This is a genomic window from Bacteroidota bacterium (genome assembly GCA_016721765.1).
Taxonomy (GTDB): Bacteria; Bacteroidota; Bacteroidia; order UBA4408; family UBA4408; genus UBA4408.
The window spans coordinates 97,615-112,798 of record JADKHO010000004.1 but is presented as its reverse complement, the minus strand read 5'-3'; the positions used below and the strand labels follow the sequence as shown (position 1 = coordinate 112,798).

The 15,184-nt window shown below is 34.3% G+C and carries 10 protein-coding genes; 5 read left to right on the top strand and 5 right to left on the bottom strand.

Features of this window, described 5'->3' with window-relative positions:
- Positions 1–98 precede the first annotated feature (98 nt).
- Both IPP32_14615 and IPP32_14610 read right to left on the bottom strand, forming a co-directional pair.
- Positions 99–641, bottom strand: a complete 543-nt coding sequence (locus tag IPP32_14615; GenBank protein ID MBL0049316.1) for a hypothetical protein — start codon at positions 639–641, stop codon at positions 99–101.
- Positions 642–819: 178 nt separating this feature from the next.
- Complete coding sequence (locus IPP32_14610; GenBank protein ID MBL0049315.1) at positions 820–993, bottom strand: hypothetical protein; 174 nt, start codon at positions 991–993, stop codon at positions 820–822.
- Between the two features lie 221 nt (positions 994–1,214).
- Here IPP32_14610 and IPP32_14605 point away from each other — a divergent pair, with 221 nt between their 5' ends.
- The 4 genes from IPP32_14605 to IPP32_14590 all read left to right on the top strand — a co-directional run bounded on the left by IPP32_14605 (position 1,215) and on the right by IPP32_14590 (position 10,511).
- Entirely contained in the window at positions 1,215–2,150 is a 936-nt protein-coding gene (locus IPP32_14605; GenBank protein MBL0049314.1) for a hypothetical protein, read from the top strand.
- A 478-nt stretch (positions 2,151–2,628) separates the two neighbouring features.
- On the top strand, positions 2,629–4,026 hold the full coding sequence (locus IPP32_14600; GenBank protein MBL0049313.1) for a T9SS type A sorting domain-containing protein: 1,398 nt from the start codon (positions 2,629–2,631) through the stop codon (positions 4,024–4,026).
- A gap of 25 nt (positions 4,027–4,051) precedes the next feature.
- Positions 4,052–8,875 (top strand): hypothetical protein, encoded by a 4,824-nt coding sequence (locus tag IPP32_14595; protein ID MBL0049312.1) that lies wholly within the window; start codon positions 4,052–4,054, stop codon positions 8,873–8,875.
- Between the two features lie 397 nt (positions 8,876–9,272).
- Positions 9,273–10,511 carry a site-specific DNA-methyltransferase gene (locus IPP32_14590; protein MBL0049311.1) on the top strand — a complete coding sequence of 413 codons (1,239 nt, stop codon included), beginning with the start codon at positions 9,273–9,275 and terminating at the stop codon, positions 10,509–10,511.
- Here IPP32_14590 and IPP32_14585 read toward each other — a convergent pair.
- Genes IPP32_14585 through IPP32_14575 form a run of 3 tightly spaced genes read right to left on the bottom strand, consistent with a single transcriptional unit; the run spans position 10,508 to position 14,277 of the window.
- Positions 10,508–11,620: a hypothetical protein gene (locus IPP32_14585; GenBank protein MBL0049310.1), complete on the bottom strand. Its 1,113-nt coding sequence runs from the start codon at positions 11,618–11,620 to the stop codon at positions 10,508–10,510. The genes IPP32_14590 and IPP32_14585 overlap by 4 nt on opposite strands.
- A 1-nt stretch (position 11,621) precedes the next feature.
- Positions 11,622–12,254, bottom strand: a complete 633-nt coding sequence (locus IPP32_14580) for a hypothetical protein (protein MBL0049309.1) — start codon at positions 12,252–12,254, stop codon at positions 11,622–11,624.
- On the bottom strand, positions 12,241–14,277 hold the full coding sequence (locus IPP32_14575; GenBank protein MBL0049308.1) for an AAA family ATPase: 2,037 nt from the start codon (positions 14,275–14,277) through the stop codon (positions 12,241–12,243). The genes IPP32_14580 and IPP32_14575 overlap by 14 nt, the downstream gene beginning before the upstream one ends.
- Before the next feature lie 617 nt (positions 14,278–14,894).
- Here IPP32_14575 and IPP32_14570 point away from each other — a divergent pair.
- Complete coding sequence (locus IPP32_14570; protein MBL0049307.1) at positions 14,895–15,110, top strand: M48 family metallopeptidase; 216 nt, start codon at positions 14,895–14,897, stop codon at positions 15,108–15,110.
- Positions 15,111–15,184: the final 74 nt, after the last annotated feature.

Below are 15,184 nucleotides of genomic sequence, written 5' to 3'. Positions count from 1 at the left end.
AATAAGTTAGCTTTACTATTATTTGTCCGGCACTGGCGGAACTTTTAACCCTTCTTTTTTTAAGTGCATTAGCAGGGATTGTTTTCACAGTTTTGTTTTTACAGTTTTAGTAGCGTAAGTAATGGTTCCTTCCTGTGTAACCAATTCAATTTTTCATAAGATCTCTTAGCAAGAATTTCAGATATTCTAGCTGTGTTAGGAATTTTAATCTTTCGTGTACCATCAATTCTTATAGGCTCGTTGTTCCTTAAATGAATAGTAATAGACTCAAAATCTCCCTTTCTAATATGCTTTAGAATTTCCATCTCTTTTGGACTTAATAGCATATATTTTTCTACATATTCCAATTTACTTGTATCCTCAATAAATTGAATTATTAAATTCAAGAGTGGAATTCGCAAGTGAGAATTGTTTTTTAGATAAGTAATTACTTGCTCCGAATTTTTGGCGGCATCCTCATGAACATACACTGCACCTCCCTCATTAAAAAAGACCCAATCAATATTTTCTTTTTTTGCTAGAAGAATCAATATTGTATTATCAAGGAGAGAACGCTTAACCGTTTTGTATTTTTGCCAAGAGCTAGGACTATTAAGAAATGCACTAACCGGAATATCCTTATTCGATGTTGCTTTTATCATCCCCCCTTAAAAACTCAATTAGGGCTTCGTCTGTATGTAACTTTAAAGATTCAGCAAGCGATTCTTTTTTAGTAAAATCTCTTTAGCCTTTTTAATACATTCTATTGGATAGCCAAATGCTCTTAATTCAACAATGATTTTTAGCCAGATGTATTCTGTGAAATTGAGTTTGTGATTCTCATCCACCGCTCTGTTTTCTTCGCAGAATCCCCATTAAAGACCAATACTTGAGAACTCTTGAGCTAATACCCAAGTCTTTTAATGTAAAGGCTTTTGTGAAAATCTCCTTGTTCAAATCGTAAAGATTGTTGGAGAGTTTTATATCATTGACATTGAATTTTGATTCATTCATTTCTAACTGTATTAGAGTAATAAAATATAGGCAAATATATGACATAATTGTAATATGTTTATATTTGTTTGAAATTAATTAATAAAATTTAAAATGGACATTAAAGAATTATGCTTCAAACTACGCATGGAAGGTAAAAGTTTTAAGCAAATAGCAACCCAACTTGGCATTGGAAAACCACAGTTTATAACCATGTTAAGGAGATGATGCTGAAAAAGGGTATGAGTTTTTCTGACCCCGTTCCGAACGGTTCCGAACTGGGTTTCACAGGGCGTTCGGAACGAAATCCGAACGCGCCAATTGAAGGCCAAAGCATGAGTGAACCCCAGCAAAAGAAGCAGGAAATAGAACAGGTGATTAAGCCCAAAGCAAGTAAAGTATTTACCGGTGATGAATTGGTAAAAAAGAAATTTCAATGCCTTGAATTTGAGGGTAAATTCCTTGAGCTTATCGGCAAGCCTGAAAAGTTCTTTTCTGCGGTAATTTGGGGATTACCCAAAGGAGGAAAAAGCAATTTAGCAATTCGTTTGGCTGATTACTTAGAAGAATATTTTGGCAGAGTCTTATACATTGCTGCGGAAGAAGGGGAGAGTGTAACCCTTCAACAAAAAATAAAAGATATCGGTGGAAGTAAAATGAAAATACTAGAAACAAGAGATAAGGATGAAATTAAAAGCTTTCTCTCGAAGAGTACATTTGATTTTGTATTTATTGATAGCATTAATGTTGCCGGAATTGAGAGCGAGTTTTTAGAACTATTAAAAAATGAAAACCCTAGTAAATCTTTTGTGGCCATTACACAGGCAACAAAATCAGGTAATTTTAAGGGTGACCAGTCTTTAACGCACAACTGCGATTTCATAATAAAGGTGGTGGATGGCATTGCGTATCAAGAAGGCCGATTTAGCCCGGCATCCGAAGTCAATATTTTTGAAAAACCGCTTTATGAGAAGAATAAGAAAATAATGGAGGAATTCAGGGACATAGATCGATTTAGAAAAAAGGAGGTTCCAAAGCAAATTAGATTGAAACCGTTTGCAGAAGCTTTTCCAGAAAAAGAACAACCAGATTTTTCAAAAATTAATAGAATCATGGAAAATAAATCCAATAAAGAATTTAATTATAAAGGCCTTTTATTGGGACAGGCGTATTTGTAGCAGGCACTTTGATTTATCAGTTTTTTAAATCAAATGAATAATTCAAAGATTCCGGAATCCAAAGTTGAACCAATCGGGATTTTTATTATTGAATTGGGCTAAAGTGGAGTGAATTGCAAACCAAGAGAAAATGCAATTCTCTACCCAGAACTAATAAAAGCCATATTAGCCTGCATTAATTAGATATTTTGGAAGATTTTTTTCATGGGGCCTACCATAACTGCTGTAGCATTTTCAGAAACTTGTGCAATTTAATATTGTAAATTAAAAATAAATGACTTAATTCGTGCTACGAACATTAAAATAGTAGCGACAAAAACTTTTTTGCTTCATCTTTTTTATTTTGTCCTTATTTAGCTTATTAATTCGTTTTTGAAAATTTATCTTTTCAATTTTAATCTTTAGTACAATGGTTAATTTCATCTTTTTTAATAAACCATCCTTGGTATACAATTGCTGTTAAATCCTTTTTGTTACGATGTATACAAAACGCCTTTTTGTTGTTTTCTTTCTTCTGTTTATTGGTTTAAAATGTTATTCCCAATACAATCCATTTTTTCAGTCCTATGGGGCTATCAATGATTTTACAATTTTATCATTAGATACCGTTCATGATGGTGGTTATATAACTTGTGGAATTGACCAAACATCAAATGGCGGTGATTTTTTAATAATCAAAACGGATATTGATGGTATTGAGGAGTGGCGCTATCATAACAATAAGTTTGATGGCTTAGACAGCACCAATACACTTTATTCAATTAAAGAAACGTTGGATAAAGGATTCATTGGCATTGGAAATATACAAAAGGATCCTATATCGAACTACTATGACAATTTAATAGTGAAACTAGACAGCTTAGGGAGTTTAGAATGGGAAAAGGAATACGATTTCGCTTTCTCTGACTGGCTTACTACTATATATGAAAAAGAGGATACTTCCTACATTATTTCCGGCACCGCTAATGATGATAATGTATTTTTAAAACTTAATTCGCAGGGAGATACTATTTGGACAAAAGTAATTCCTAAACTAAACAGTCAAACTGTTTTTAAAGTCAGTAAGATTTTCAAAATAGATACTTGCTATTACTATTTAGGTTACACTGATTCAATAATGCCCTCGCTATATTCTTTTGGGTTTACTACCATTATTAAAACGAATATTTCGGGCAATCTCATTTGGTCAAAAAATTTTCGGGACACTTCTAGCGTCTATGGAACAAGCTATTTTCAATTGGCTAACGATACTACTTTTTTAATTAATTGTGCAATGAAGACTTCAAATTCTTTGTATTATGTTCAACAAAAAAAAATTGATTTACAAGGCAACTGGATTAGTACAACTCCTTTGCCTTTTGGCGGAAAATTTGAAAGTGACAGTATTTTATATTATCCTCAATCAGGTTTTGTTAATAGCGATTCACTTTACCTGAAGAAGGGAAATTTTATAACTGGTGGAAATAGAAATATCTATGGTTTTTTTTGTCATGATTGCTTTTTTTTAGATTTTATAATTGACAGAAGGAAAAACATACTCATATGTGGCTCACAAAGCTCGTTAGGAGTAAATGGGATTTTAGTTAAAGGTATTGATACGTTAGTCGGTTTGGGAAATGAAGAATTATTGAGTTTAAATCATCCAGTAAAAGTTTATCCTAATCCAGCCAGTGAGTGGCTGAATTTTGAAGTAAATACATCTACTAACTATAACCTCCAATTGTATAATAGCTTGGGGAGTATAGTCAAAGAGTATTCAAACCTACACATCAACAATTTTTCGATTAATGTAAGTTCCTTGGAAAGAGGATTCTATTACTACATTCTTAATAACAGTAGGCAAAAAATTGCCGTTGGAAAAATAGTTTTAAAATAAACTAACAATACTAAAACCCCTCCCAATGAAAACTCTAAAACTATTTTGCCTTGCGTGTATCTTTTTTTCTGTAACTGACTGCTTCAGTTCTATAGTAGGTAACAACGATAAAAAAACGTTGTTTGTGGATTATTTTGGGCTCACTATTTATAACGTAGATGAGAATGCTGACACCGTTTTTGAGCGCGAAGAGGATCTTATAACGTATGCTCTAAATCATGGCTTTAAAACCCTGATTTTAAAAAGTCTCGACAGAATAACTTACGGGAGTGGGACATATCTCTTTATTAAAAATGACTCTATTTCGTGTGGTTTGGATTCTGCAAGCAGCAGCAGGGATCGAAAATATATGCATCTCGCTAGTTTTTTAAGTACGTGCAGGAATATGGGGATTCAACATATTGCTGCAGGAGATACACCGTTTGGTGATTCAACTAATAGTGCTGGCCAACCTGTATATACTGACAATCTTTTTTTTAAAAACATTCTTAAGTTTAATGAGTTTTATTCTGTTACATCCGGTTACAAGCCATTTGGATACTTTGATGTTATATTTGGGGAATCAGATTATTGGGCCGCTGGCAATCCCTCTCCCAATGCTTTTATAAACTGGAGGGATTTTTACCTGAAAGGGTTGAGATATATGAAGTCATTAAAAAATGACTATCGGAATACACGAATACAATATACTGCAACTTACATTGGAGATTTAACAAAAGTACCTGCTGCTATAGGTGGAGGTTCTGCAATACCAGAAGTTCAAGCAGACTCGATTGACCGAAATGTAGATTGGTTATATATTGAATATTATATCAATGGCAAAGACATTGTAAAAACAAGTCCGACAGCCACGAATGCATTCTTCTTGGTAGACAGGCAAAAGGGTGCGCGGTTATATTATTTTTCTCGTAACAGTAAGTCGACTGTGATTATACCTCTATTTGGAAGCCTTTCGGGAAACGCAGTCAGCCAACAAAATTATTTTGGTGACTATCTTGATTATGAGAGTGGATATCACTATGCCACAGATCTCACTCTATGGCATGGGCCTATAGATTCTGTTACGGCAAAGTTCGAATATTATTATACACATGTTACCAATCCATATAATCCAGTAGTGACAGATCCTCTTTATCCTGTCCTTCATACTGGATTAACAATGAAACAGTTAACAGAGGATTCCATAAGTGTTGATCCAATTTCTGGCGATACAGCGCACATTACAGGAAATATTCTCTATTCTGATACGCTACTTGGTGTCGCATGGTTTAAGTATAGCACCATGCCAGATGCAACTTATTATTTAAAAACGAACCTTGACAGGGATGCCTATTGGCTTTGTAAATCACCAACCTTTTCTCTTAACTTTCAGGATGAAGTTGATGAGGTAATCAACACAGGATTGCATACTTGCACCATTTCTCCTTGCAGAAATTTGTCCGGTATCACAGGATATAAATTTGATGTAGGAATAACTACAGTAAGTGATACAACATTCAAATGGTATAAAAATGGTCAGGTAATCATGGGTCAAACATCACGTTCGTTATTAAATTATCCCGCCTTAACACCACCTGATACTACAGTACCTTTCCTTACCACGATTACTGTTGAAGCGGAAATAACTTCATATAAAGCAAATGGCGTAACAGTAGAAAAAGGGATTTTTGACCATGTGAGACTACGGAAAGAATATTCTATATTTAATTTTTGCCAATCTAATACTCCTGTTGACCATTTCGAAGTTTTAGAACTTACAGAGCCAACCTGTCCTAACTTTAACAATGGCAGCGTGAATATTCAATACTATTCTAACTGGGTTACTTGTTCTGGTCATGAATATCATTACCACAATGATAGTACAAATATTGATTACATTGGAGACTCCGCGAATAATTATACTGTCTCGAATTTAACTGCCGGAAGTTATACTGTAAAACTTTGGTGTGATAGTGCACCAACTGGAGACTCAACAGTCTTCTCGTTATATGCAGTTAACACAATCTCAACTCCGACTATCTATTCACAAAACAATGAATTTGTAAATTGTTATGATAGTTTAAGTACAGATTCCTTTGCTTCTTATACTTGGATTAAGAATGGTGTTGATATCCCATTTTACAGTGCTCCAAGTTACCAAGCAATTGCCAATGGCTCATATTCGGTTAGGGTGACTGATTCAGCAGGCTGCGTTAGCACATCAGACCCAGTGGTAATAAACCTGCAACCGGAAAATCCAACTGTTTTAGGCTCTACACTTGTTTGTATTGATAGCAGTGCTTATACCGTAGTTTTAGACACGCTCAACAACCCTGTTTCCTACACCTGGGGATTAACAAGTGGTACATTTACACAGGACAATAATTCTATTTATGCTCATTTTGATACAATAACCACTGGTTGGATAAATGTGTATTGTGCAGCAACAAATGCATGTGGCGTAAGCAATTCCAATAGTCTTTTGGTGCATGTTAAGCCATCACCCCTTTGCCCTGCCGTTACTGCAAGCAATACAAGCTGCATAACTGCAACAGTGTTAAATTGGACAACTTCTACAGGTTGCGTGGCCGGGTATAAAATTTATCTTGGAACGTCTTATGCAGGAGGATCTTTGCCCTCCAATATTATTAACGGTCAAGATGTTGGAAATATAAGCACATTCTCATTGCCAATTCTTACAGCAAGCACAAAGTATTATTTTTCGGTGGCACCTTATGACTTTTTTGGTGTAGAAACTTTGGGCTGTAATATAGATTCCTTTACCTGTGGGGCTTCGCAGGCTGTTTCTCCGACACTCTCTACTACAATTAATTTAGGTCTGGAAGGGGCAAGTGTGCCGGCTGTACCGTGTGGTATAACTATAGAGAATTATGATGGTTTAGGAACAAGTAATTGGTACACAAGCACTGCTGTCCCAAGAAGTGGTAGCAACCATATGCGTATAGATAAAAACCCTGATAATACAACTGGCTTGTATGATTGGTTTTTTTCCCCGCCAATAAATGTAACGAAGGGTCACGCATATCGTGTAAGTTGGTATGATAGAATTGCAAGTGGCACAATTACTGAAACATATAAAGTTTATATTGGTACAAGTGCCGATGCTTCTACACTTTTGGGAGATGGACCTCTTTTTAATGGAATTAGCAGCAGCACAACTTACCACAAGGATTCCGCAATTGATTATCTCGCAACTAGTTCAGGACAGATTTATTTTGGCTTTTGGGCTACCAGCCCTGCAAATCAAGGAAGCATTTATATTGATGATATACAAATAAAGGAAATACAAGTGACAATAGTTGATACTACCTATTGCAATACGACCTTGAGCTCGGCTAATTTAATTTACGCGTATAGTGTTTCGGGTGTTAGCAATTATAAGTACAAGTTCGTAGGTACCGGTGCGCAAGCGGGTTATAGTTTTGAGCATGGAACTTCTAACTCAAACACCAGCTTTTATCCAATAACACAGGCTCCCGGTGTTATTTATGGTTATACTTACAATGTTTCTGTTTCGTATAAGAAGAATAATATCTGGAGTCCTTATGGTGCTTCTTGTCCTGTAACACTTTCTGCTTTTCCGCAAAACAAATTAGTTGATAATCCCTCAACACCTGGATTGTGCGATTATATTGTAACAGACCAGCATGAGTTAATTAATGTTACTCCCATTGCAGGAGCTACAAAGTATCAGTATAAAATTGTGGAGAACGACACCACTAATTCTTATGTGTATGATACTACTAGCACTACCTTTAATTCTGTTGATGAGTTGCGTCTTGATATGGCTGCAATAACTCCTAAGGTAAGGTATGGATATTATTACAACGTAAAAGTACGCGCCCTAGTTGGCAGTACTAACTCAACATACGGCAGCAGACCGGGTGAATGGGGAACATTTGGCCCAACTTGCGTGGTGAATGTTTCAGGACTTCCAACTACTTCCTTAACATCAACTTATTGCAATACAAATCAGACAACATTAAACGATATATTTTATGTAACGCCAATTAGTTCGGCATCACAATATCGCTATCACATTACTGCAAGCGGATATAACAATACTATAGAAACCTCCAATTCAAACAGCTTTTTCAGATTTACTTCTATTAATCCGGCAGTTTCTCCGGGAGGGGTAAAGTATGGAACAATCTATTCAATTGAAGCTGCTGCTTCTGTTGGAGGTGCATGGCTGCCTTATGGTAGTGCGTGCACCCTTACCACGCCAACCGCACCCCTAACTAAATTGCAGACTTCACAATGCGATACTTCAATCAGCTCAGGATCAACTTTTTTATATTGGGATGCAATTTATGGTGCTTCAAATTATCAGTATAAAGTTTCAGGAACTTTCAGTAACGGCTATCGCACTCGCGAGATATACAGGAATAACTCTAACAACTTCTTCATTCTTTCTTGGGCAAATCAAACGGGCAGTACAATTTTGGCTAACCAAACTTATTATGTGCAGGTTAGGTATTATGCAGGGCAATGGGAAGCTTATGGTGATTCATGTAGCATCACAACTAATTCCAACTACTCAAGGTATATTGATTCACTTGAAGCTGAAAGTCCAAGCCTTGCGATGTTATCTATGAATGTTTACCCGAACCCTAATCCTTACCATAGTGAATTTTCTGTTGAACTTAACGGAATAAAAGATAAAAATCAAAAGGTAGATTTATTTATTTTTAGTTCAGAAGGATCAAGTGTATATCGTGCAGCAATTGTTTCGAAAGAAGAAAACAGGATCGTCATCAAACCTCAAATTGATTTAGCACCCGGAGTTTATATTGTTTTAAGCGATGTAAATGGTGTGCGGCTTCAGAAGAAGTTTGTGGTGGAGTGATTTTAAGCTCTTTTAATAATTTACTCATTTTTGAATAATAGAAGAAGATTTTAAACCGAATAGGTTATCAATATCACGGTGGATTGGCATTTGTTCGATTGACTACACATTCGCCCTCCGAAGCTCTTGTTTAGGGCAAAGGAGGGCTTTTTATAATTCAAATACCGGGTTCAAGATAATATAAAAGATGCAGCCTATATCTCCCTTTCTTTTTTTCTCAATAAAATTTGCTGTGTTCATTGTATCTTAATTAAGTTTATAGTACTAAAAAATAGAATAAACCGTGTTTTAGTGGATTTTTGGGCATTAATTTGTAGGTTCGCAGTAAATTCTTAAAACATTGCCTGAATTGACAACATATTTGTTGACTGACTTTACCGAAGTGTATCGGCCAATAATGCAGTTTAATAAAAATAAGACTGCATTTATTCATCAATGGTATCCATTTGTTGAAGGTTACTCCAAAGAATTTATTACAACCATAATTGAGGAAATTGATTATGAACCTCAATTTGCATTGGATCCCTTTGCAGGTAGCGGAACGACACCAGTTGAACTTCAAGGAATGGGAATCAATTGTTATTCTTTTGAAGTTAGTCCTTTCATGCACTTGTTGGCAACTGTTAAATTAGAAAGGGGATACAACCTTCAGGATTTCATTGACCACCAGATTACTGTGGGACAATTTTTGAATGGACCTATACAACCAATTAGAAAATTTTTGTCTCCACCACTTGCTCAAACTTTTCAACCACGCAAAGGAAAAACAAAATGGGTATTTGATATTGGTGTAATGAATGGAATACTTGACATAAAATATGCTGTTAGTATGCTTACTGATGCGAAATACAGAAAGTTGTTTTCAATTGCACTTGCTTCAATTTTACTTGATGTCAGTAATGTTTACAGGAATGGAAAATGTTTGTCTTACAAGGAAGATTGGAAAGAAAGAAAAACGAAACGAAGGGAAGTTCATAAAAAGTTTTTAGACAAACTTTCAAATCTCATTCAACCCGATATTGAAAGATTAGAAACGATTGAAAGTACGGTTGAAAATTTACGATACTGTATTCACGGAGATGTGAGAAATTCTATTTCTCAAATTCCTAATGGAAGTATTGACTTGGTAATTACTTCACCTCCTTATCTCAACTCAAGAGATTACACGGATATTTACTTGGCAGAACTTTGGATACTTGACTTGGTAAAAAACTATGAAGAATTAAAACAACTTCGGCACAATACTTTTATTTCTCATGTGCAAGTGAAGCATGGCGAAATTGAAGCATTGGAAATTACAGAACTGAAAAGAGTTTTAAAAAAACTTAACTCTAAGAAAGTTGAAATGTGGAATGATGATTTGCCGACAATGATAAAGGGTTACTTCAAAGATATGGACACGCTATTTGCTCAATTAAGATTGAAGATGCAGCCAAACAAAAAAGTGTTTTTCAATGTTGCAAACTCTGCTTACTATGGAGTTGAAATAAAAGTTGATGAAATTGTCTCTGCAATAGCAGAAACTCACGGCTTTACTATAAATGAAATTCGTGAAGCAAGACAACTGAAACCAAGTAGTCAGCAAAAAGAAACTATCAAGTCATTACGGGAAAGCGTAATTGTTATGACTTCTTAATAAGCCGGGTGAATATTATCAACTTCCAAATTATCAACCTTATCAAATTTGTCATTGTGATACTTCCGTAAATTATCTGGAACGGAGTTAACATCGTCATAAACAATAGCTTGCCTATCATTCCTTGCATCAAATATTACCAAGTAACCACATTTTAAATCACGATTCATTTTTTCAATTACTTCTTCAATGTATTCCAATGTTTGAATTACACCCTCATTGGCACGCTTGTTCGCATGATTACCCACATAAGGAGTAGCCATTTCTTCATCTTTTTCAGCATGCTTGCTTGTTCCAAGCCATTTCACTTCAAAAAAGTATAGCTTCCCTTTCTTCTCAGTAAAAATATCAATTGGTTTTCTGCTTGAAAGAAGTTCCATTTCACTATTGAAACTTGCCTGAACATTTTCATTAAGGAAGTCAATCAAATCATCTCTAAATAAACTTTCGGGAGAATTTCTTAATAGGTTCTTATTGGCCTTAAAATTCGCAGTTTTTGCCTCACCAAAAATTGCAACTATTGCATTTTTACTTTCAAAAAATTTGACACGAACATTGTCTCTTGAAAGATGATGATTTTTATATTTCTCAAACGCTTTTTTTATCTCCTCTATTTTAAACTTCTTTGAATATTCAAGAAGGTCTTGTGTTGTTAAAAAAATGTTATCACCTGTTTCGTGACCATTGATGAAAGTATTTATTCCTTCTTCACCAAACAGAAAATAACAGATACCCGTTTTGGAAGATTCTACTAAGTGCTGTCTAAGTTCTTGTGTTTTATCGTGAGCAATGTTTTCAGAATTAAGAACTGAAAAATCAGAACTGAGATTAAGCAAGTTGGTTGACTTTAAAGCATTTGTAATATCTCCTTTTAAAGCATCTTCAACTTTGTCAAGCTGAATATTGAGAAGGTTTTCTCTGGAGATTTTGAAAATGAAAATGTCTTTTTGATTTGCTCTACTAATCCAAAAATTCTTGAGATAAAAGTCCTTTAGGATTGGAAAATTTTTATCGTTTAAGATTTTATTTTTTGACTGCTCAATAATTTCCCACTCTTTAGATTTTATCAAATGGGAAAATTCAGAGCCACTAAAATTAAAATTGCTCATGTTAGTTTTTCCCTTTTAGATATTTACTGAAGATAAATTCAAAATACATTTCAAGATAATCTTTGGGATTTAGGTCTTTTGCTTTGTCTCCCAATGCCTCAATAAATGCTTTTTGAAATTCGTGAAGTGTTTCTATTGTTTTATTTGATTCAGAAAGATTAATTGTTTTTGTTGATTGCCTGTCAACAGTATCGCGATATTCAGGATCTCTGAAAACAAAGTCATAAATATTATCCTCGCCATATATTCCAAGAATGTGAATTATTGCATCTATCCATTCGCGCTTTGTATTGAAATTAGGTATTTGCTCTATGAATGGAATATCTTTATTAGTCAAACTATATGCTTTTTGACTTTCACTTTGCTTTATCATCTCGTTTGAAAGTAACCACACAAGTGAATTGTTTATCACCTTGTCATTGTAAGGTCCTCTTGAATCAACAGTGAATTCATAATCTTCTTCAAAAGGATTGTTGTCGTTAGGATAACGGAAACGAAAGAGAATTGAAGTGAGATATAATATTCTCAATATGGAAAGTTCTCTTGTTTCTTTCCAACCAATTTTTGATGTGAGTTGTAATATTGAAACTACATCTCCATTTATTTTTTCGGTTTTAAATTTATCTTCTGTCATAAATTAATTTTTCTATTTTTTCATTTGTCTGAATTAATATTTTACTGTCAGACTGGATATTTGAAATTCTGCCAATCTTTAAAAGGTTGATGTGGTTTTTATCAGGTGCGTTTTTTAAAATGTAAGAAAGAAAATCACTGTTGTTTAAGTTAGAAGTTATCACAAGAGCATTTTTTTGTTTCAGGTATTCTAAAAATACTTCTGCCGCATTTCTTTCGTATGAAATATCTAAACTACTGTCGGGAGTTTCGCAGATAAAGAAAGCTGGCTCTTTATAGAAGTAATTTAGTAAACTCATACGAAAAGAAAGGTCAACAAAGAATCGTTGTGATTCTGAAAATGCTTCTTCCTCTTCTCTCGGCTGAATCTCTTTTCCAACTCTTGGTAAAAAGACTTTAATTCTCCTTCCTTTCTCAACTACTACATCTTCGTTTACCAAAACACATTCTATCCCCAAGAAATTGCTTGCAAACTTTGAAAATATTTTTGATAGCTCTGATACTATTTTCACTTGCATATCATTCATCTGCTTGTTGATTTTAGCAACTTCGTCTCCATAGTTTTTACTTTCTTCTTGATACTTCTTCTTCTTTTCTTCAAGCTCTTTTATTACTAATTGTAGTTTTCGTTTGAAATCATCAGGGCTTGGTTCTTTCCCTTTATTTTTTGATTGGTCTTGATTTATTTCAAAATCAAGTTTCCTTATCTCAGTTTTCAAATTGAAAACTGAAACATCAAGTTTATTATATGCAGAATCTAAATCGTCTAACTTTTTTTCAATTTCCGTAATTTTTCTTTCTGTATTTACTTGTTCATTCTGTTTCTTCTCAAGCTCCTGTGAAAGTTTCAAAAGTTTGGGACTCTTTGCAGTATTGCTTTTAAGAGGTTTGTGACAAACGAAACAATCCTCACCTGTTTCATAAACTTTGGAAAACTCTTTATCTGACAATGCTTGATTACATGCTGGACAGGCACGATTGTTTTTTAAATGTTTTTGATATACTTCGTATTTTGGATTTTTGTTCCGCCAAATTATATCATGAACTTTACCTTCTTCAATTTTGATGTCATTCTCAAGTTCATTTAGTTGTTGAGAGATTTTAATTCTCATTGAGTTCAAATATTTTCTCTGCTCGGTGCATTCAACTCTTTCCTTCTGTAAGGACAGAATTTTTGCTTCCTCTTTGTCCAGTTTAGTTTTGAGGTCATTGAGTGAAACATAAGCATCCTTGCCTGATAAATTTTTATCTGAACCCGCTTTTTCTGCCTGATTAATAGCATCGGTGATTGCTTTGATTTCTTCCGAAGTTTGCCGTGCCTGTGTATCAAAGTTTTTTTGTTTCAACTTAAGTTTAGAACGCTTCGTATCTAAAGCAGGGTCATTGAAATATTTGCTTGATAATTCTTCCTGAATGTTCCAGTCCCAAAGAATTAGATTTCGGTCTTCTCCGAAATATAAAATCTCGTTTACAAAAAATATCAAGCCGTCAAAACTTCCAAACTGTGCAGCTTCTGTTACCAACTCCTCATATTTGAATTGAAGATGTTTTTGCTTTTCCTTTTCAGAGAGTTTCTCATACTTCTCTTGAGAAATTACTACACCTTCTAATTTTATTGTTTTGCCAGATTTCTTGACTGTTGCTTTGGTAAGAGAAATGTCGTATAGATTTCTGGTAACTGAGAACTCTGAATTGTTTATATTAAAAGTGAGAGTAACTTCTGCCAAATTATTATTTGCGAAACCGTCATCCATTCTGTTGCGATAATAATTTTTAGGATACTCAGGTCGTTTTATTCTCTCAACTCCTTTGTAAATAGAAGTGTCTGTCTGTTCTCTGTAATGCCCGATTAAAGCAAACTTGATAAGTTTCGTCAGAGTTGTTTTACCGGTTCCATTACCACCAACAAATAGGTTCAATCCATTTTTAAAGTCGTAATGAAAGTCAAGCCCTCCATTGTTTGGATACAAAGAAAAGTTACGAATGTTTAAACTTAAAAGGGATGGTAAAAATATTTGATTCATCGTGTTTATCAACATTTTAGCCAGCTAATTTAGAAGTTTATATGTAAAAATGATATAGCAAGTAGGAAAAGTTAAATTTTAATATGACAATTATATTTATTATTGGCACTCAATTAGCTTAAATTACAGATAGTAAAACAATTCTTAACTATTCTAGTCCTGAAAAAATTGAACATAGAGAGGTGTTTAGAGGATACAAGCTACAGAATTAAAAAATGTTTAGTGAATAATTAAATCTTCTTCAAACTCAAAATAGTCTCTATTTCTAGACAATACTGGTTCGACATTCGGTCGATAGAATTCACGTAAAACATAGTAAATTAAATATTTGCAATGGTTGATTATTGTTGGAGATCAGATTCCTAAGAATTTGACATTGGCAAACCTTCCATCGCTGATCGATCATTTATTAATTTTTTTACTAAGGGAAATTATTCCTTAATCAATGATGTATGTTGATGAAGGTATTTATTTTCAAGTGCTCTTGAGCTAAGTTGAGTATTTGCTGAAATAAATTATAACAGCGCACAAGTCGGCAGACTTGCTCGAGAGAGGTGCCTCTAATCCAAAGATTCCGGAAATTCAAAGTGGAACCCACCGGGATTTTAATTCAAGAAATGAGCAAAAGATGGGGAAGTTGTACCCCTAAAGGAAAGATTATTCTCAATCCCGAACTATTAAAAGCCCCAACAGCGTGCATTGAATACGTTATTTTGCATGAACTCTGTCATTTGGTATACAATGAACACACACAGAAATTTATAGACCTACAAACGAAAGAAATGCCGGACTGGGTGAAGTGGAAGAATAAATTGGAGAATATGTTGGCTTAGTTAAATTTGGTTGATTGTTAAGCTGATTTGGTCTTGTTAAAAGATTGATTATGTTTGTAATACTAGCAATTTAA